Origin of the sequence: Kosakonia cowanii JCM 10956 = DSM 18146, assembly GCF_001975225.1 — a bacterium.
GTDB lineage: Bacteria > Pseudomonadota > Gammaproteobacteria > Enterobacterales > Enterobacteriaceae > Kosakonia > Kosakonia cowanii.
Map to the genome: position 1 here is coordinate 101581 of NZ_CP019445.1, position 18816 is coordinate 120396.

The window sequence follows — 18816 nt, forward strand, 5'->3', positions numbered from 1 at the left end:
CTGCTTTACGAGCTTAGCCGAGCTGCTTGCGCGCGTTGCGGAAGATACGCATCCACGGGCTGTCTTCGCCCCAGTTTTCCGGGTGCCAGGAGTTGGCAACGGTACGGAAAACACGCTCCGGGTGCGGCATCATAATGGTGACGCGCCCGCTTTCGCTGGTCACCGCGGTGATACCGTTCGGCGAGCCGTTCGGGTTCGCCGGGTAGTGCTCGGTCACGCTGCCGCTGTTATCGACATAGCGCAGCGCCACCAGCCCTTTGCTTTCGAGCTGTGCCAGATGGGCGGCGTCACGCACTTCGACACGCCCTTCACCGTGCGATACGGCGATAGGCATATGCGACCCGACCATGCCATTGAGCAGCAGTGACGGGCTTTGCGTTACTTCCACCAGGCTGAAACGCGCCTCGAAGCGATCGGAGTGGTTACGCACAAAACGCGGCCACAGTTCGCTGCCCGGAATCAGCTCACGCAGGTTCGACATCATCTGGCAGCCGTTACAGACACCCAGCGCCAGGGTTTGCGGACGGTGGAAAAAGGTTTCAAACTCGTCGCGTACGCGCTCATTAAAGAGGATCGATTTCGCCCAGCCTTCGCCCGCGCCCAGCACGTCGCCATAAGAGAAGCCGCCGCAGGCGACCAGCGCGTGGACATTATCCAGCCCGCTGCGCCCGGCCAGCAGATCGCTCATGTGGACATCAACTGCGTCAAACCCGGCGCGGTGGAACGCCGCCGCCATCTCAACGTGGGAGTTGACGCCCTGCTCACGCAGCACGGCCACTTTCGGCCGCGCGCCGGTGGCAATAAACGGTGCCGCGATATCGTCATTGATATCAAACGTCAGTTTGACGTTGAGGCCCGGATCGTTGTCGTTGGCTTTCGCCTCGTGCTCCTGATCCGCGCACTCCGGGTTATCGCGCAGGCGCTGCATCTGCCAGGTGGTTTCCGCCCACCACATACGCAGCGTGGTGCGGCTTTCACTGAACACCGGCTGACCGTCCGCTTCAATCACAAAGCGATCGCCTTCGACCGCACGGCCAAGATAGTGCACAACATCGCTTAAACCGTAGGCCGCCAGCACGCTCTCAACCGCCTCGCGGTCGGCTGCGCGCACCTGAATCACCGCGCCCAGCTCTTCATTAAACAGCGACGCCAGACGATCGTTGCCCAGCGCGGCGATATCGACATTCACGCCGCAGTGGCCGGTAAAGGCCATCTCTGCCAGCGTCACCAGCAGGCCGCCGTCGGAGCGGTCGTGGTAGGCCAGCAGTTTTCTCTCTGCCACCAGCGCCTGAATCGCGTCGTAGAAGCCTTTCAGCTGCTCGACGTTACGCACATCCGCAGGTTTGTCGCCCAGCTGGCGGTAAACCTGCGCCAGCGCCGTTGCGCCGAGCGCGTTGCTGCCCTTGCCGAGATCGATTAACAGCAGGGCGTTGTCGTCGGTTGAAAGCTGCGGCGTCACGGTGTGGCGCACATCTTCAACGCGGGCAAAGGCGGTGATCACCAGCGACAGCGGCGACGTCATTTCGCGCTGCTCGCTCCCCTCCTGCCAGCGGGTCTTCATCGACATCGAGTCTTTACCCACCGGAATAGTCAGACCGAGCGCCGGACAGAGCTCTTCGCCCACCGCTTTCACCGCCGCATAGAGACCAGCGTCTTCACCCGGGTGACCAGCTGCGGCCATCCAGTTGGCGGAGAGTTTGATGCGTTTGATATCGCCGATATGCGTCGCCGCGATGTTAGTCAGCGCTTCGCCGACTGCCAGCCGCGCCGAGGCGGCAAAGTCGAGCAGCGCGACCGGCGCGCGTTCGCCGAGCGCCATCGCTTCGCCGTAGTAGCTATCCAGGCTGGCGGTGGTGACCGCGCAGTTGGCAACCGGGATCTGCCACGGACCAACCATCTGGTCACGCGCCACCATGCCGGTAACCGTACGGTCGCCGATGGTGACAAGGAAGGTTTTCTCCGCCACGGTCGGCAGGTGCAGCACGCGGTTTACCGCGTCAGCCACGGTAATACCGTGAGTGTTGAAGCTGTCGCCGGTCGCCTGGCGCGTCGCCACATCGCGCGTCATCTTCGGCGTCTTGCCAAGCAGCACATCCAGCGGCATATCGATTGGCTGGTTGTCGAAGTGGCTGTCGTTCAGCGTTAAGTGCTGCTCTTCGGTCGCGTCGCCAATCACCGCATAAGGCGCGCGCTCGCGGCGGCAGAGTTCGTCGAACAGCGGCAGTTGATCCGCCGCCACCGCCAGCACGTAACGCTCCTGGGATTCGTTACACCAGATCTCCAGCGGGCTCATGCCCGGTTCGTCGCTCAGAATATCGCGCAGCTCGAAACGGCCGCCGCGACCGCCATCGCTCACCAGCTCCGGCATGGCGTTTGAGAGACCGCCCGCGCCGACATCGTGAATAAAGAGGATCGGGTTGGCTTCGCCCAGCTGCCAGCAGCGGTCAATCACCTCCTGGCAACGACGCTCCATCTCCGGGTTATCGCGCTGCACCGAGGCGAAGTCGAGATCGGCATCGGACTGACCGGATGCCATTGACGAGGCCGCGCCGCCGCCCAGACCGATATTCATTGCCGGGCCGCCGAGCACGATCAGCTTGGCACCAACCACGATCTCGCCTTTCTGCACATGATCTTCACGGATGTTGCCGATCCCGCCTGCCAGCATGATCGGCTTGTGGTAGCCGCGCAGCTCTTCGCCGTTGTGGCTGTTGACCTTCTCTTCATAGGTACGGAAGTAGCCATTCAGCGCCGGACGGCCAAATTCGTTGTTGAATGCCGCGCCGCCCAGCGGGCCGTCGGTCATGATATCGAGCGCGGTAACGATGCGCTCCGGCTTGCCGAAATCCTCTTCCCACGGCTGCTCAAAGCCGGGAATACGCAGGTTGGAGACGGAGAAGCCGACCAGGCCCGCTTTCGGCTTCGCGCCGCGCCCGGTCGCGCCCTCATCGCGGATCTCGCCGCCGGAGCCGGTTGCCGCGCCCGGCCACGGTGAAATGGCGGTCGGGTGGTTGTGCGTCTCCACCTTCATCAAAATATGGGTCGGCTCCTGGTGGAAATCGTAGCGACCTTCAGCGCGATCGGCGTAGAAACGACCAACCGCGGAACCTTCCATCACTGCCGCGTTATCTTTGTAGGCAGAGAGCACAAAGTCCGGCGTCTTCTCGAAGGTGTTTTTAATCATTTTGAACAGCGACTTCGGCTGCGGCTGCCCGTCAATCACCCAGTCGGCGTTGAAGATTTTGTGACGGCAGTGCTCCGAGTTCGCCTGGGCGAACATATAGAGTTCGATATCGTTCGGGTTGCGCCCCAGGCGCGTAAAGGCATCGTGCAGGTAATCGATCTCATCTTCCGCCAGCGCCAGCCCGAGACGCAGGTTGGCATCGATCAGCGCCTGACGGCCTTCGCCCAGCAGATCCACGCTCTGTACCGGCGCGGGCTGGTGGTGTTCAAACAGGCGCGCGGCGTCCGCTTCAGCGTTAAATACGCTCTCCATCATGCGGTCATGCAGCTGCGCAGCCACCTCTTGCCACTGGGCGTCGGTCAGGCTGGCGGCTTCAACGTAGTACGCCACGCCGCGCTCAAGGCGGTTGATCTTTTCCAGACCGCAGTTGTGGGCGATGTCGGTAGCTTTGGATGACCAGGGAGAGATGGTGCCGGGACGAGGAGTGACGAGCAGTAATTTTCCGGTTGGGGTGTGGCTGCTAAGGCTTGGGCCATATTTCAGCAGGCGCTGGAGCCGGGCGTACTCTTCTTCGGTGAGCGCCGCGTTGAGGTCGGCAAAGTGAGTATATTCGGCATAAATATTGCTCACCGGCAGGTTGGTGGCCTGAAACCGCGCCAGCAGTTTGTTAATACGGAATGCGGACAGGGCAGGCGAACCACGCAGAATTTCCATCATAAGTCTCTCGTCTTCGATTACGAAGCGTCGGGGACGCTTAAAGTGTGCACCAGGGAAAACGGGCGTCATTATAGAGAATCCTGACGCGCGACGAAACCGTTTGCGTGGAAATAAAAAACGGCGGCGATTTTTAGCAATAGCTGTGGCCGAATGCTGTAATTTGTTGCCAACTGCCGTTTAGTTACGCAGAATGCCGCTAAATCAGCAGCAATCCCCTTGCTGTGATTGCGAAAACCTTTTGAGGCAAAGTACGGCGCAGAGAATTAACTCCTTGAAAAGATTTCAGATTAATTATCTGCTCATCGGCATTGTCACCCTGCTGCTGGCAGCGGCGCTGTGGCCATCAGTCCCCTGGTTTGGCAAAGCCGATAACCGCATCGCGGCTATCCAGGCGCGCGGGGAGCTGCGCGTCAGTACCATTTCGACGCCGCTTACTTTCACCTCTATCAACGGCAAAAATTACGGCCTCGATTACGAACTGGCGCAACAGTTTGCCGACTACCTCGGCGTGAAGCTTAAAATCACCGTGCGCCAGAACATCAGCCAGCTGTTTGACGACCTCGATCACGACAACGCCGATATGCTCGCCGCCGGGCTGGTCTATAACAATGAGCGCGTCAAAAGCTACCAGACCGGGCCGGTCTACTACTCCGTTTCTCAACAACTTGTCTATCGCGTCGGCAGCTATCGCCCACGTACGCTGGCGGAAGTGAATCAGAGCCAGTTGACCATTGCGCCTGGACATGTCGCGCTGGACGATCTGCGCGAGATAAAAGAGAAGAAGTACCCCAATCTCAGCTGGAAGGTGGATGAAAAACTCGGCACTACCTCCCTGCTTCAGCAAGTGGTCGACGGCAAACTGAGTTATACCGTCGCCGATTCGGTGGCGATCAGCCTCTTCCAGCGCGTTCACCCGGAGCTGGCGGTGGCGCTCGATATCTCTGATGAACAACCCGTCACCTGGTTTAGCAAGCGCGACGACGACAATACGCTCTCGGCGGCGATGCTCGATTTCTTCAACACCATTAATGGCGAGGGGATCCTCGCGAGGCTCGAAGAGAAGTATCTCGGGCATGGCGATGGCTTTGATTATGTTGATACCCGCGCCTTTTTACGCGCCGTTGATAGCGTGCTGCCAGAGTTGCAGCCGCTGTTTGAGAAGTATGCGCAGCAGATCGACTGGAAGCTGTTAGCGGCAATTTCCTATCAGGAGTCCCATTGGGACACGCAGGCCACCTCCCCGACGGGCGTGCGCGGGCTAATGATGTTGACCCGCAATACGGCGCAGAGCCTCGGGCTGAGCGACAGAACCGATGCCGAGCAGAGCATCAGCGGCGGCGCGCGCTACTTGCAGGATATGATGAGCAAAGTGCCGGATAGCGTGCCGCAGGATGAGAAGATCTGGTATGCGCTGGCGGCCTACAACATGGGTTATGCGCATATGCTTGATGCCCGTGCGCTGACGGTGAAGACCAAAGGCAATCCGGATAGCTGGGCCGATGTGAAACAGCGCCTGCCGCTGTTAAGCCAGAAGGCCTACTACAGCAAATTACGCTACGGCTATGCCCGCGGGTATCAGGCGTATGCCTACGTGGAAAATATCCGCAAATATGAGATTAGCCTGGTGGGTTATCTGCTGGAGAAAGAGAAGGCGCTCGCCACAACGCTCAAACTGGCGCAGAGCTACCCGGCGGTGTCGAGCGCCGAGCTTGATCAGCCTACCTATGGCGTCTTGCCCTTCAGCGCGCTGACCGTCGACGAGGCGTTTGGTCACCATTCGGTTTTACCGCAGGATACGCTGCAACTGAAAGTGAACCGCTGATTAAGTTGCCGGATGGCGCTGCGCTTACCCGGCCTACAAAACCCCGACCCACTGTAACCATTCCCGTAGGCCTGATAAGGCGGAGCCGCCATCAGGCATTGCCCGCCGGATGGCGCTGCGCTTATCCGGCCTACAAAACCAGGCGCACTACCCTGTAGGCCTGATAAGGCGGAGTCGCCATCAGGCACTGCCCGCCGGATGGCGCTGCGCTTACCCGGCCTACAAAACCCCGAGCAACTGTAACCACTTCTGTAGGCCTGATAAGGCGGAGCCGCCATCAGGCATTGCCCGCCGGATGGCGCTGTGCTTATCCGGCCTACAAAACCCCGACCAACTGTAACCTCACCCGTAGGCCTGATAAGGCGAAGCCGCCATCAGGCACTGCCCGCCGGATGGCGCTGCGCTTATCCGGCCTACAAAACCCCGACCAACTGTAACCGCTCCCGTAGGCCTGATAAGGCGGAGCCGCTATCAGGCGTTGCCGGTTTTCAGGGCTTTCTTCTCCAGCCGACGCTGGCGGAAGAAACCGCTTAACATCGCGGCGCACTCATCGCGCAGCACGCCTTCGGTAAACTCGATCCGGTGATTCATACCCGGATGATGGAGCACATCCATCAACGACCCTGCCGCGCCGGTTTTCGCATCACGCGCGCCAAACACCAGTTGCCCGATGCGGCTATGCACCATTGCGCCCGCGCACATCACGCAGGGCTCCAGCGTGACATAGAGCGTGGTGTCGATCAGCCGGTAGTTTTGCAGCACCAGCCCGCCCTGGCGCAGCGCCATAATCTCCGCGTGCGCGGTGGGATCGTGACGGCCAATCGGGCGGTTCCACCCTTCGCCAATCACCTGGTTGTTATGCACCAGCACTGCGCCCACGGGCACTTCGCCCTCTTCCCAGGCGCGCTTCGCCAGCGTCAGCGCATAACGCATCCAGTGTTCGTGAGTCAGTTCGGGATTGGACAAAGGTATAAACTCCAGTAATTCAGGCGGGGCGCATTATACACACCCCTAATACGTTCGACACTACTCAAGCTGTTGCAGTTCGCCACGGCGCGTAACGCGCCAGCGGTGCTGGCAGAAGTAGAGCAACGGGTTGTCCTGTTTACTGTCGCTGTAGCCGCTGTAGAGACGCAGCGGCGTACCGATTTTGCGCTCTAATTGCGCGACTTTCTCATGCCCGAGGCAGCGCAGAGTCAGCACCCAACCGCCGTAGCCGCGGGTCATCTGGCTGGCGATGACATTGACGCGCGGCAGCCAGGGCGTGTCGAAATAGACCTGCTCAACCAGCGACTGCGGCGAGCCGGTGATGAGCCAGATATCCGCATCCGAGGCGGCCAGATAGTTGGTTAACCGCGTCTGCACCACCGGAAAGGCCGTGACGTGCCCGCGGAACCAGTCGGCGAATTTCTGCTGCAGGGCGTTGAGATGGCGCTCGCTGTGACCAAAGGTGCAGCCCCATAACAGCAGGCTCATCGGCCATCGCGCGGCGCGGCCCTTTATCAGCAGCCCGGCACCAATCACCGGTAACAGCGGCAGCACAAGCAGCGCATTGAGCGGATGATGTCGCAGCAGATAACGCAAAAAGGTGCCGAACATATCCTGCTGATGTAATGTTCCATCAAGGTCAAAAAATACAACGCGGCGTTCACTGGTAGCCAAAAGATATTCCTCTGTGGGTTAACGCTCCATCGCCGGGACGCTCCGTTTGGCGATTACACTACAACTAGCCTAACAGATAGATCCTCACTTTTCCGGTAACAGCCTGTTATCAATACCTGCAATAATACGCGCCACACGTTTTCTCCCCTACTTAATACAGGTGACAATGACTCCAGCACCCCGCACAACGCCGCGACGCGCCTTACAGATCCCAGCCTTTCGCTACCTCTTTTCCGCCCGCCTGCTTACCGTGCTGGGCAACGGTATCGCGCCGATCGCGCTGGCTTTCGCGGTGCTCGATATTGGCGGCTCGGCGGCCGATCTTGGCCTTGTAGTGGCGGCACGCTCGCTGTTTAACGTCGCGTTTTTATTGATTGGCGGCGTGCTGGCGGATCGCTACTCCCGTAGCCGCGTGATGGTGCTCTCCTCTCTTGTCGCCGCCCTCTCACAGGGGGCGGTCGCCTGGCTGGTGCTTGATGGCTCAGCCAGCGTCATGTTGCTCGCCCTGCTTGGCACGCTGAATGGCGCGGCGGCGGGCATTGCCCTTCCCGCCTCCTCGGCGCTGGTACCGCAAACCGTGCCCGTTCACCTGCGCCGCGAAGCGAACGCACTGCTGCAGCTTGGGATTTACAGCGGGACGGTCATCGGTGCCTCGCTCGGCGGGATCCTGACCAGTGCGGTCGGCCCCGGCTGGGGGCTGGCCATTGATGCGCTCGGCTTTGCCGCCTCGGCACCGCTCTATTACGCGATTCGCGTCGGTACCATTAAGGCCGCAGAGGCGGCCAGCAATATCCTGCAGGATCTGCGCGACGGCTGGAAAGAGTTTGCCAGCCGTCCCTGGGTCTGGTCGGTGGTGGTGCAGTTCACCCTTATTAACGCCGCTTTCAGCGGAATTGTGATGGTGCTCGGCCCGGTGATTGCCGACAGCGCTTTTGGGCGAACCCAGTGGGGGCTGATTATCGCCGCGCAGAGTATAGGCCTGATTGTCGGCTCGTTCCTTGCGTTGCGCTGGCGGCCTAAACGCGATCTCTTTATCGGCGTGGTGCTGATGGCGTTCTGCGCCGTGCCTACCTGGCTGCTCGGCCAGGCGGCACCGGCACACTGGCTGATGGCAGCATTCTTTTGCGCCGGGATCGTCTTCGGCCTTTTCGGCGTGGCGTGGGCGCAGTCGCTGCAAACGCACATCCCGGCGGAGAAGCTGGCGCGGGTCTACGCCTGGGATGCGATGGGATCGTTTATTGCCATTCCGGTGGGCGAACTGGCAGCCGGGCCGCTGGCGATGCATTTTGGCAGCGAAACGGTGTTAACCACCTCGGCGCTGGTGGTGATCCTCGCCTGTATTGGCGCGGGTCTGGTGCCCGCAATCCGCCGTCTTGAGAGCGCGCCACAGGTGAAAGCGAGTGGCTCTGGCCTCTCCAGTTGATCGCTATCAAACCCCGCACGGAGAAACTTTGTGCTGCCAGAATTTTTAATTCATAATCACCGCCCATGGATGGAATAGTTAATTCATCCGCGTAATACACCAGGCAGTGAGTTACGTGAACACCCCGGAGATCGTATGAACTGTTTGATCCGCATTCGCCAGCGCTATCCCGGCCTTGCGCAGAGTGATAAAAAGCTGGCGGAATTTCTGCTCGAAAACCCCGATCGCGCCCGCCATTTAAGCTCGCAGCAGCTGGCGGCGGAAGCGGGTGTCAGCCAGTCGAGCGTGGTGAAATTCGCGCAGAAGATGGAGTTCAAAGGCTTCCCGGCAATGAAGCTGGCGATCAGCGAAGCGCTGGCCAGCAACCCCAACCCCTACTCCGTACCGGTGCATAATAAAATTCGCGGCGATGACGCCCTGCGCGTGGTCGGCGAGAAGCTGATTAAAGAGTATCAGAGCGCGATGCACGCCTCGCTGGATGTGAACAGCGAAGAGAAGCTGCTGGAGAGCGTGCGCCTGCTGCGCGAATCGCGGCGCATCGTGCTGACCGGTATCGGCGCGTCGGGCCTGGTGGCGCGCAATTTTGGCTGGAAGCTGATGAAGATTGGCCTGAACGCCATTGTCGAACAGGATATGCACGCGCTGCTGGCGGCGGTGCAGGCGCTGGAGCCGGGCGATCTGCTGCTGCCGGTCTCCTACTCGGGCGAACGCCGCGAGATCAATCTGGCGGCTGACGAAGCGTTACGCGTCGGAGCAAAGATCCTCGCGATCACCGGTTTTACCCCCAATGCATTACAGCAGCGCGCGACCCATTCGCTCTACACCATTGCGGAAGAGCAGGCAACGCGCAGCGCGGCGATCTCCTCCACCAGCGCCCAGATGATGCTGACGGATCTGCTCTTTATGGCGCTGGTTCAGCAGGATCTGGAGCATGCCCCGGAGCGTATTCGCCACAGCGAGGAGCTGGTAAAAAAACTGGTTTGAGCAGGCAATCATCGTATAATGCCCGCCCTGTTTGTGTTGTTTCTGAGAATTTCCTGATGGCGCTGTTAATTACCAAAAAATGCATCAACTGCGATATGTGCGAGCCGGAGTGCCCGAATGAGGCGATTTCGCTCGGCGAGAGCATTTATGAGATTAACAGCGACCGCTGCACCGAGTGCGTGGGCCATTACGATACGCCGACCTGCCAGAAAGTGTGCCCGATCCCCAATACCATCCTGAAAGATCCGGCACATCAAGAGAGCGAAGAGCAGCTGTGGGATAAATTCGTGCTGCTGCACCACTCTGACAAAATCTAACTCTCGATAATCACCGTCGCACAAGCGTAGTGGCGTTCATCCGCCAGCGTGACGTGCACAGAACGCACGCCCATCCGCTCTGCCAGCTGCTCAGCTTCACCCCACAGGCGCAGGCTCGGTTTCCCAAGCTCATCATTGAACACTTCGAATTGATTGAATGCGAGGCCGTTGCGAATGCCGGTGCCGAGCGCCTTTGCCGCCGCCTCTTTCACCGCAAAGCGTTTGGCGAGAAAGCGCACCGGCTGCTGGTGCGCCTCGTAGAGCGCCCATTCATTAGGGCTGAGCACGCGCTTCGCCAGCCGATCGCCGCTGCGGGCGACCACCGCTTCAATGCGTGCGATCTCAACGATATCTGTGCCCAGTCCTAAGATAGCCATTATGCGCGCGCTTCCAGCATCAAACGTTTCATCTCCGCCACCGCCTCTTTCAGGCCACTCATCACCGCACGGCCAATAATGGCATGACCAATATTCAGCTCGTGCATCTCTGGCAGCGCGGCGATCGCTTTAACGTTGTGGTAGGTCAGACCGTGACCGGCATTGACTTTCAGCCCGAGGCTGGCGGCATAGGTCGCGGCGTTGGCGATGCGCTCCAGCTCTTTCGCCTGCGCGGCCTCGTTTTCAGCATCAGCGTAACAGCCGGTGTGGATTTCAATATAGGGCGCGCCCACTTCTGCCGCGGCTTTGATCTGCGCGTTGTCGGCATCAATAAACAGCGATACCAGAATACCCGCCTGCGCAAGGCGCTGGCAGGCATCGCGCATTTTGTCGCGCTGACCGGCCACATCCAGCCCGCCTTCAGTGGTCACTTCCTGGCGCTTTTCCGGCACCAGACAGCAGAAGTGCGGCTTCGTTTCGCAGGCGATCGCCAGCATCTCGTCGGTAACAGCCATTTCAAGGTTCATGCGCGTGTGCAGCGTCTGGCGCAGGATACGCACATCTCTGTCGGTAATATGGCGACGATCTTCACGCAGATGGACGGTAATCCCATCGGCACCTGCCTGCTCGGCGATAAACGCCGCCTGCACCGGATCCGGGTAAGCGGTGCCGCGCGCGTTGCGCAGAGTGGCAATGTGATCGATGTTTACGCCCAACAGTAATTCAGCCATGACAATCCTCAGTTTCGCAAAATTTCCGGCGCGGTCTTCGCCCCGCCTGGTCTGTGATCCTGCCGCTAGCGCTTAGGCACAAACTGCCGGAATAACTCCCGGCTTTTGAGCGGCTTGCCTCCAAGATACGGCTTCAGGGCGATGCGGGTAAAGCGCTTTGCGGCACGCAGCGTGTCGCTGTCCGGAAACTCCCGCTCGGAGAGCGCGCGTAAGTGTCGCCCGGTGAAGGTGGTGTTGTCGACCACGACGCTGGCGATAAAGCCCTTCTCTTCGCGGTAGCGATAGGTCATGCCATCCTCCACCGCCTCGCCGCTGCCCGCACAGTGCAGAAAATCGACGCCGTAACCGAGATGGCCAAGCAGCGCCAGCTCAAAGCGGCGCAGCACCGGCTCCGGCGAACCACTTACGCCAGCCAGCGCCTGGATACAGTGCAGATAATCAAAAAAGAGTTCGGAGAAGCGCGTCTCATGCTCCAGCACGCGGGAGATGAGTTCATTGACGTAGAGACCGCTGTAGAGGGTGATGCCGCTTAACGGCAGCGCCAGCGAGACCGCTTCGGCACTGCGCAGGGTTTTGACTTCACCACGCCCGCCAAAGCGCACCAGCAGAGGGGTAAAGGGCTGCAAAGCGCCTTTGAGGTTGGAACGTTTGGAGCGTGCGCCTTTAGCAACCAGGCGCACACGACCGGACTCTTCCGTGAAGACGTCCAGCATTAAGCTGGTTTCGCTCCAGGGACGGCTATGAAGAACGAAGGCACGCTGCCATCCCTCCATCCGGTGTTACTCAGAGATCGTCGACATAACCGAGACTGCGCAGCGCGCGCTCGTCATCGGCCCAGCCCGATTTCACTTTGACCCACAGTTCAAGGTGAACTTTGGCTTCGAACATCTCTTCCATATCTTTACGGGCTTCGATACCGATGGTTTTGATTTTGGCGCCTTTGTTGCCAATCACCATCTTCTTCTGCCCTTCGCGCTCAACGAGGATCAGGCCGTTGATGTCATACCCGCCGCGCTCGTTGGTAATAAAGCGCTCGATCTCTACGGTGACCGAGTACGGCAGTTCTGCGCCAAGGAAACGCATCAGCTTTTCGCGGATGATTTCAGAGGCCATAAAGCGCTGCGAGCGGTCAGTGACGTAATCTTCCGGGAAGTGGTGAATCGCTTCTGGCAGATGCTTGCGCACGACGCTGGCGATGGTATCAACGTTCATGCCGGTTTCCGCAGAGAGCGGCACGATATCGAGGAAGTTCATCTGGCTTGCCAGGAACTGCAGGTGCGGCAGCAGATCCGCCTTCTCCTGCACGTTGTCCACTTTGTTCACCGCAAGGATCACCGGTGCACGGGCATCACGCAACTTGTTCAACACCATTTCGTCATCCGCCGTCCAGCGTGTGCCTTCAACGACGAAGATCACCAGCTCAACGTCGCCGATAGAGCTGCTGGCCGCTTTGTTCATCAGGCGGTTGATGGCGCGCTTCTCTTCCATATGCAGACCCGGGGTATCGACGTAGACCGCCTGATAAGCCCCTTCGGTATGGATGCCGACGATACGGTGGCGCGTGGTTTGCGCTTTACGGGAGGTGATCGAGATCTTCTGCCCGAGCAGCTTGTTCAGCAGTGTGGATTTGCCGACGTTGGGACGTCCAACGATGGCGATAAATCCGCAGTAGGTGTTTTCAGTTTCAGTGCTCATTCCAACTCCAGTTTTTTCAGCGCCTGTTCGGCGGCAGCCTGCTCCGCCTTGCGACGGCTGGAACCCGTGCCAACCACCGGTTCGCTCAGGCCGCTGACCTGGCAGTGGATAGTAAATTCCTGATCGTGCGCTTCGCCACGCACCTGCACCACCAGATAGGAGGGCAGCGGCAGATGGCGACCCTGCAAGAACTCCTGCAGGCGCGTTTTCGGATCTTTTTGTTTATCGCCAGGACTGATTTCGTCGAGGCGTGTCTGATACCAGCTGAGGATCAATTGCTCAACGGTCTGGATGTCACTATCCAGGAACACGCCGCCGATCAATGCCTCTACGGTATCCGCTAAAATCGATTCACGGCGAAAGCCGCCGCTTTTCAACTCACCCGGCCCGAGACGCAGGCACTCGCCCAGCTCAAATTCGCGGGCGATTTCCGCCAGCGTATTGCCGCGTACCAGCGTCGCGCGCATGCGGCTCATATCCCCTTCATCCACGCGTGGAAAACGGTGATAGAGGGCATTGGCGATCACAAAACTTAAAATCGAGTCGCCGAGAAATTCGAGACGCTCGTTATGTTTGCTACTGGCGCTGCGGTGAGTTAAAGCCTGCTGCAACAGATCGTGATGTTGAAAAGTGTAGCCCAGCTTCCGCTGAAGCCGATTAATTACGATGGGGTTCATGCGTTACCAATAAATAAATGCGTCAACAATGCAGCACACGAAACCGACCTGAAGAACCAACGCGGTTTCGTGTGCTGTGGCACCCGGAGGGCCAGCCTTAAACTTCGGGGGAATATTCTATACGCAACGAGGAGGGATGTCGTTAGTAAGAAGGGAATAATCCTGGAAATAATTCGGGGCGCAACAAGAATAATTACGCCCCGCTGAATCAATGAATTCCGCCGATACGATTCAGGCGCACGCCTGTCGGCCATTCACCTTCCTGTTTCTCGAAACTCATCCAGATTGCCGTCGCGCGGCCAACCAGATTCGCTTCCGGCACAAAGCCCCAGTAGCGGCTGTCTGCGCTGTTATCGCGGTTGTCACCCATCATGAAGTAGTGACCCGGCGGCACAATCCAGGTGGCCAGCGGCTGGTTCTGCTGACGGTAGTAAATACCGAGCTGATCCTGCGCGATGGGCACGTTGAGAATACGGTGCGTGACGTCGCCCAGCGTCTCTTTACGCTCGGTGAGACGCACGCCGTCTGCCATGCTCTGCCCTTTCGCCATCTGGAAGAAGCCGCTGCTCGCTTCGCCGCCGTTACGACGGCCAAAGGTCTGCACAAAATCGCTCTCTTCCACATTGCTGTAGGTGACAGGCAGCGCATTGCCGCACGCCTGGCCGGAACTGCAATTTGGCTGCACGGTAACCTGTTTCGTCACCGGATCGTAGCTCACTTTATCGCCCGGCAGGCCGACCACGCGCTTGATGTAATCGAGGCGTGGATCGTCCGGATATTTAAACACCGCGATGTCGCCACGTTTCGGATGACCGGTTTCGATCAGCGTTTTCTGGTAGATAGGATCTTTAATGCCGTAGGCAAACTTCTCCACCAGAATAAAATCGCCGATCAAAAGCGTTGGCATCATCGAGCCTGACGGGATCTGGAAGGGTTCATAGATAAATGAACGCACCACCAGCACAATCGCCAGCACCGGGAAAACCGAAGCCCCCGTCTCCAGCCAGCCCGGTTTCGGGCCAACTTTTTTCAGCGTCTTCGCATCAAGCGCATCGCCCGTCGCTGCCTGCGCAGCGGCCTGACGCTCCCGGCGTTTCGGTGCAAAAATAAACTTATCCAGGCACCATAAAAAACCTGTCACCAGCGTCGCGATCACCAGGATCAGGGCAAACATGTTCGCCATGCCAACTCCTTTAGGTTATTTGCTCTCTTTGCCAACATGGAGAATGGCGAGGAACGCTTCCTGCGGCAGCTCAACGTTACCAACCTGCTTCATGCGTTTCTTACCGTCTTTCTGTTTCTGCAACAGCTTCTTCTTACGGCTGACGTCACCGCCATAGCACTTCGCCAGCACGTTTTTACGCAGCTGTTTCACGGTTGAGCGGGCAATGATGTGGTTGCCAATCGCCGCCTGAATCGCGATATCAAACTGCTGACGCGGGATCAGCTCTTTCATCTTCTCGACCAGCTCGCGACCGCGATACGGCGCGTTATCGTTGTGGGTGATCAGCGCCAGCGCATCGACGCGATCGCCGTTGATCAGCACGTCAACGCGCACCATGTTGGAGGCCTGGAAGCGTTTGAAGTTGTAATCCAGCGAGGCGTAGCCGCGCGAGGTGGACTTCAGACGGTCGAAGAAGTCGAGCACCACTTCTGCCATCGGGATTTCGTAGGTCAGCGCCACCTGTTTACCGTGGTAAACCATGTTGGTCTGCACACCGCGTTTCTCGATGCAGAGGGTAATGACGTTACCGAGGAACTCCTGCGGCAGCAGCATATGACACTCGGCGATCGGCTCGCGCAGCTCTTCGATGTTGTTCAGCGGCGGCAGCTTGGAGGGGCTGTCGACGTAGATCACCTCTTTGTTGGTGGTCTGCACTTCATACACTACGGTTGGTGCCGTGGTGATGAGGTCAAGATCGTATTCACGCTCCAGACGCTCCTGGATAATCTCCATATGCAGCAGGCCGAGGAAGCCGCAGCGGAAACCGAAGCCGAGCGCGGTGGAGCTTTCCGGTTCGTAGAACAGGGAGGCATCGTTAAGGCTCAGCTTGCCGAGGGCGTCACGGAAGTTCTCGTAGTCGTCGGAACTGACCGGGAAGAGACCGGCGTAAACCTGCGGTTTCACCTTTTTAAAGCCGGGCAGCGCTTTGTCTGCCGGATTGCGGGCAGCGGTCAGGGTATCCCCTACCGGCGCGCCGAGAATGTCTTTGATGGCGCAGACTAACCAGCCCACTTCGCCGCACTTCAGTTCGGTACGGTCGATCTGCTTCGGCGTGAAGATACCAAGGCGGTCAGCGTTATAGACCTGGCCGGTGCTCATCACTTTGATTTTGTCGCCTTTGCGCATGGTGCCGTTTTTGATACGCACCAGCGAGACCACGCCGAGGTAGTTATCGAACCAGGAGTCGATGATCAGCGCCTGCAGCGGAGCGTCAGGATCGCCTTCCGGCGGCGGAATGTCGCGCACCAGGCGCTCAAGAACATCCGGTACGCCAACGCCGGTTTTCGCCGAGCAGCGCACCGCATCGGTGGCGTCGATGCCGACGATATCTTCAATCTCTTCCGCCACGCGCTCAGGATCGGCCGCCGGCAGGTCGATTTTGTTCAAGACCGGCACCACTTCCAGATCCATCTCCATCGCGGTGTAGCAGTTCGCCAGCGTCTGCGCTTCCACGCCCTGGCCTGCGTCAACCACCAGCAGCGCACCTTCACAGGCGGCCAGCGAGCGGGAAACTTCGTAGGAGAAGTCAACGTGGCCCGGGGTGTCGATAAAGTTCAGCTGATAGGTTTCGCCGTCGGTGGCTTTGTAATCCAGCGTCACGCTCTGGGCTTTAATGGTAATGCCGCGTTCGCGCTCGAGATCCATGGAGTCCAGCACCTGGGCTGCCATTTCGCGATCGGAGAGACCACCGCAAATCTGAATAATACGGTCAGACAGCGTCGATTTACCGTGGTCGATGTGAGCGATGATCGAAAAGTTACGAATATTCTTCATAGAGTGAGATTTTATGCCTTACGAGTAACTAAGAGGCCTGTTCGCGCCTGACGTCAATGTACTGAAACGCCGCATTCTACACTACAACCACAACGCGGGGAAATGCTCAAACCGCCCACACTTTGTAAGCGGTAACAGGCAGGATCAGGGGCGGCTTTCAGCGGATGCGTCATCGACGCGAATAAGGTTCGGCGGCAGGCCGACGCTAAGGATTATTGGCTGCCATTCGCTACGGGTGGCGAGCTTTGGCGAGAGACCACGCGCCAGCAGAAAACCGCCGATACCGCCCAGCACGGCGCCGCTAAACGCCGCCATATCGTTGCCGAACAGCGTCTGGAACAGTGCGCCCATTACAAACAGGCCAAGCAGAGGGGTCATATAGACTAATACTGCAGAGCCAAGCAGGCTGCTCTCCGCAATACCCAGCTCCACTTTCTGCCCCGGCTCCAGCGGCTCAGCGCAGGGTACAGCGATGGTGTGCGTAGTTTGCGGGCCAAGCTTGTTGAGTACGCGGCTGCCGCAGCCGGCGCGCGAGGCACAGCTGCTGCATGAGGCTTTCACGTCACACTCGACCAGCGCCTGGCCATGCTGCCAGGAGACGACGGTTGCCCACTCTTTAATCATTGCGCAGCCCTGAATTTGACGTTATCCGCAATGCGTTTTGCCGTTTGCGGCGGCAACTCGCCCACGATAGTAATTTCGGCATTGTCGCGCACGGTAGTGCTGACAGTGCGTCGACCGGTGCGCAGCATCTGGTCGCTGCTGTTCTGATTTGCACGGTTGATGTTAACCGAGAAGCTGAACAATCCATCGGAGTAGAGGCGTGATTCGACGGGCACATCGACGGTCGGCAGCTGACGGCGGCTGCTGGCAACTTCGGTGAAGCCCTGCGGCAGCCATGACGGCACCCAGTTAAAGTTCACTTTGTCGCCCGTCGGCACCGAGAGCAGCGGCGGCAGGCTCGCTTTCGCCAGCGTTTGCATGCTGTCGCTTACCTGGCCGTTGACGTTAAACGCAATCACGCGGAACTGCTCAAGGGTTTCGCCATCGCGATCGAGCAGATCGACGCGCATCGGCAGCCGGCTCTCTTCGTCCATCCAGACAATGTAGCTGTAGCGCGTACCGTCACGCGCCACGACGCGGATCACTTCACACAGCCTGTCGGCAATGCGTGTGCGCCCGACGGAGATAAAGTCGTAGTACGGCGAAAGACGTTTGAAGTCGGTATAGACCAGCGACGGCAGCGAATCGACGATGTAGTTACCGTTGAGCGTGAAGGGCTCAAGGCCTGGCTCGAAGTAGCTGATCTCATTGCCGCGCTGCACCACTTCGCGGCGCGGGCCATCCATCTGCAGCAGCTGCGCAAGCGCCTGGTTGTCGAGACGCGCATGGCGATAGCGCAGCGATTCGACACCCTGTTTGTTGATGCTGATAAAGGAGAGTTCGTAATTAAGAGACTGGCTCGCTACATTCATCTGCTGTAACAACGCCCCGGATGAAACATCAGCCGAGGCGTTAGTTGAGCAAAGTAGACCAGCAGCCACAAAAGAGAGGGCACACCAAAGTTGCTTCATTACTGCGATTGCGTTCCTAAGGTTTGATTTCCTGGCACCTGGACAGCGGCCTGCTGAGTCTGCGCCTGTTCAAACTGAAGCTGCTCAGCGTGCAGGCGGCGTTGCAGTTCGTAATCCTGCAGCATCGCATTGATGCGACGACGCTGTTCCTGAACCTGCTGCTGCTGACCGGCACTTGCCGTCGCATCAGCCGGAACACCCAGGCTCACCGGGCTGGCTTTGCCCATCATCGGCAGTGTGTTAAACACTGGCGCTTCGGGCTGCTGGGTAGATTCAGCCTGGCCATTATAGTGCTGAACGCCAACAATGACAGCTAACGATACGCATGCCGCAACGCCCATCTGGGTGAGCTGGCTCGCCCACGGACGTACTTTGTGCCAGAACGGCATCTTCTGCCACTGCTGTGGTGCCGGCTGCGCTTCAGGGATAAGCGGCGTCGCAGGCTGCACGGCGTCACTCTCAATCGCGGCCATAACCCGATCGGAGATATCGAAATGCAGCAGGTCGGCAGTATCACCACGCATTGAATCACGGATGAGGTGGTAACTCGCCCAGGTTCGCTGCATTTCTGGATCACGGGACAGCTCACTGAGCAGTTCGTTATCCAGGGTCTCACCATCCATTAAAGCGGAAAGTTTTTCTTTCTGCATGCCTA

At 58.9% G+C, this 18816-nt stretch carries 17 protein-coding genes; 4 read left to right on the forward strand and 13 right to left on the reverse strand.

Going from position 1 to position 18816, the window contains the following annotated elements; all coding sequences use genetic code 11:
- Positions 1-13 precede the first annotated feature (13 nt).
- Complete coding sequence (purL, locus tag BWI95_RS00465) at positions 14-3871, reverse strand: phosphoribosylformylglycinamidine synthase (RefSeq protein ID WP_415859163.1); 3858 nt, start codon at positions 3869-3871, stop codon at positions 14-16.
- Positions 3872-4172: 301 nt separating this feature from the next.
- On the opposite strand from purL, the gene mltF reads away from it, so the two are divergent.
- Positions 4173-5723, forward strand: a complete 1551-nt coding sequence (gene mltF / locus BWI95_RS00470; protein WP_076768824.1) for a membrane-bound lytic murein transglycosylase MltF — start codon at positions 4173-4175, stop codon at positions 5721-5723.
- 471 nt (positions 5724-6194) lie between these two features.
- Here the strand turns inward: mltF and tadA are convergent, their stop codons facing one another.
- Positions 6195-6689, reverse strand: a complete 495-nt coding sequence (gene tadA / locus BWI95_RS00475; RefSeq protein WP_054804450.1) for a tRNA adenosine(34) deaminase TadA — start codon at positions 6687-6689, stop codon at positions 6195-6197.
- A 60-nt stretch (positions 6690-6749) separates the two neighbouring features.
- Entirely contained in the window at positions 6750-7385 is a 636-nt protein-coding gene (gene yfhb / locus BWI95_RS00480) for a phosphatidylglycerophosphatase C (RefSeq protein WP_034813854.1), read from the reverse strand.
- A 166-nt stretch (positions 7386-7551) separates the two neighbouring features.
- On the opposite strand from yfhb, the gene BWI95_RS00485 reads away from it, so the two are divergent.
- From BWI95_RS00485 to BWI95_RS00495, 3 genes are all read left to right on the forward strand, one after another.
- The gene (locus tag BWI95_RS00485; protein WP_076768825.1) at positions 7552-8808 is read left to right on the forward strand and encodes an MFS transporter; all 1257 of its coding nucleotides are present in this window, start codon (positions 7552-7554) and stop codon (positions 8806-8808) included.
- A 135-nt stretch (positions 8809-8943) separates the two neighbouring features.
- Positions 8944-9792 (forward strand): MurR/RpiR family transcriptional regulator, encoded by an 849-nt coding sequence (locus BWI95_RS00490; RefSeq protein WP_023481181.1) that lies wholly within the window; start codon positions 8944-8946, stop codon positions 9790-9792.
- 56 nt (positions 9793-9848) lie between these two features.
- The gene (locus tag BWI95_RS00495) at positions 9849-10109 is read left to right on the forward strand and encodes a YfhL family 4Fe-4S dicluster ferredoxin (RefSeq protein WP_042711614.1); all 261 of its coding nucleotides are present in this window, start codon (positions 9849-9851) and stop codon (positions 10107-10109) included.
- On the opposite strand, the gene acpS is transcribed toward BWI95_RS00495, so the two are convergent.
- From acpS to rseA, 10 genes are all read right to left on the reverse strand, one after another.
- Positions 10106-10486 carry a holo-ACP synthase gene (gene acpS / locus BWI95_RS00500; RefSeq protein ID WP_054804448.1) on the reverse strand — a complete coding sequence of 127 codons (381 nt, stop codon included), beginning with the start codon at positions 10484-10486 and terminating at the stop codon, positions 10106-10108. The two genes, BWI95_RS00495 and acpS, sit on opposite strands and share 4 nt — an antisense overlap.
- Entirely contained in the window at positions 10486-11217 is a 732-nt protein-coding gene (gene pdxJ, locus BWI95_RS00505) for a pyridoxine 5'-phosphate synthase (RefSeq protein WP_054804447.1), read from the reverse strand. Before pdxJ ends, acpS begins: the two co-directional genes overlap by 1 nt.
- A gap of 65 nt (positions 11218-11282) precedes the next feature.
- Complete coding sequence (gene recO, locus BWI95_RS00510; RefSeq protein WP_023481189.1) at positions 11283-11990, reverse strand: DNA repair protein RecO; 708 nt, start codon at positions 11988-11990, stop codon at positions 11283-11285.
- A 10-nt stretch (positions 11991-12000) separates the two neighbouring features.
- Positions 12001-12912, reverse strand: a complete 912-nt coding sequence (gene era / locus BWI95_RS00515; RefSeq protein WP_054804444.1) for a GTPase Era — start codon at positions 12910-12912, stop codon at positions 12001-12003.
- Positions 12909-13589 (reverse strand): ribonuclease III, encoded by a 681-nt coding sequence (gene rnc, locus BWI95_RS00520; RefSeq protein ID WP_076768826.1) that lies wholly within the window; start codon positions 13587-13589, stop codon positions 12909-12911. The genes era and rnc overlap by 4 nt, the downstream gene beginning before the upstream one ends.
- Positions 13590-13797: 208 nt before the next feature.
- Complete coding sequence (gene lepB / locus BWI95_RS00530) at positions 13798-14772, reverse strand: signal peptidase I (protein ID WP_023481224.1); 975 nt, start codon at positions 14770-14772, stop codon at positions 13798-13800.
- 15 nt (positions 14773-14787) lie between these two features.
- Complete coding sequence (lepA, locus tag BWI95_RS00535) at positions 14788-16587, reverse strand: translation elongation factor 4 (RefSeq protein ID WP_023481268.1); 1800 nt, start codon at positions 16585-16587, stop codon at positions 14788-14790.
- A gap of 144 nt (positions 16588-16731) precedes the next feature.
- Positions 16732-17211, reverse strand: coding sequence for a SoxR-reducing system protein RseC (gene rseC / locus BWI95_RS00540; protein ID WP_023481219.1), 480 nt, complete (start codon positions 17209-17211; stop codon positions 16732-16734).
- Positions 17208-18161 (reverse strand): sigma-E factor regulatory protein RseB, encoded by a 954-nt coding sequence (gene rseB / locus BWI95_RS00545; protein WP_023481233.1) that lies wholly within the window; start codon positions 18159-18161, stop codon positions 17208-17210. Before rseB ends, rseC begins: the two co-directional genes overlap by 4 nt.
- The gene (rseA, locus tag BWI95_RS00550; protein WP_023481278.1) at positions 18161-18811 is read right to left on the reverse strand and encodes an anti-sigma-E factor RseA; all 651 of its coding nucleotides are present in this window, start codon (positions 18809-18811) and stop codon (positions 18161-18163) included. The genes rseB and rseA overlap by 1 nt, the downstream gene beginning before the upstream one ends.
- Positions 18812-18816 lie beyond the last annotated feature (5 nt).

Coding starts and splice junctions, on each gene's coding strand:
- BWI95_RS00485 (WP_076768825.1), top strand. CDS start 7,552: ATGACTCCAGCACCCCGCACAACGCCGCGACGCGCCTTACAGATCCCA.
- BWI95_RS00490 (WP_023481181.1), top strand. CDS start 8,944: ATGAACTGTTTGATCCGCATTCGCCAGCGCTATCCCGGCCTTGCGCAG.
- BWI95_RS00495 (WP_042711614.1), top strand. CDS start 9,849: ATGGCGCTGTTAATTACCAAAAAATGCATCAACTGCGATATGTGCGAG.
- acpS (WP_054804448.1), bottom strand. CDS start 10,486: ATGGCTATCTTAGGACTGGGCACAGATATCGTTGAGATCGCACGCATT.
- pdxJ (WP_054804447.1), bottom strand. CDS start 11,217: ATGGCTGAATTACTGTTGGGCGTAAACATCGATCACATTGCCACTCTG.
- recO (WP_023481189.1), bottom strand. CDS start 11,990: ATGGAGGGATGGCAGCGTGCCTTCGTTCTTCATAGCCGTCCCTGGAGC.
- era (WP_054804444.1), bottom strand. CDS start 12,912: ATGAGCACTGAAACTGAAAACACCTACTGCGGATTTATCGCCATCGTT.
- rnc (WP_076768826.1), bottom strand. CDS start 13,589: ATGAACCCCATCGTAATTAATCGGCTTCAGCGGAAGCTGGGCTACACT.
- lepB (WP_023481224.1), bottom strand. CDS start 14,772: ATGGCGAACATGTTTGCCCTGATCCTGGTGATCGCGACGCTGGTGACA.
- lepA (WP_023481268.1), bottom strand. CDS start 16,587: ATGAAGAATATTCGTAACTTTTCGATCATCGCTCACATCGACCACGGT.
- rseC (WP_023481219.1), bottom strand. CDS start 17,211: ATGATTAAAGAGTGGGCAACCGTCGTCTCCTGGCAGCATGGCCAGGCG.
- rseB (WP_023481233.1), bottom strand. CDS start 18,161: ATGAAGCAACTTTGGTGTGCCCTCTCTTTTGTGGCTGCTGGTCTACTT.
- rseA (WP_023481278.1), bottom strand. CDS start 18,811: ATGCAGAAAGAAAAACTTTCCGCTTTAATGGATGGTGAGACCCTGGAT.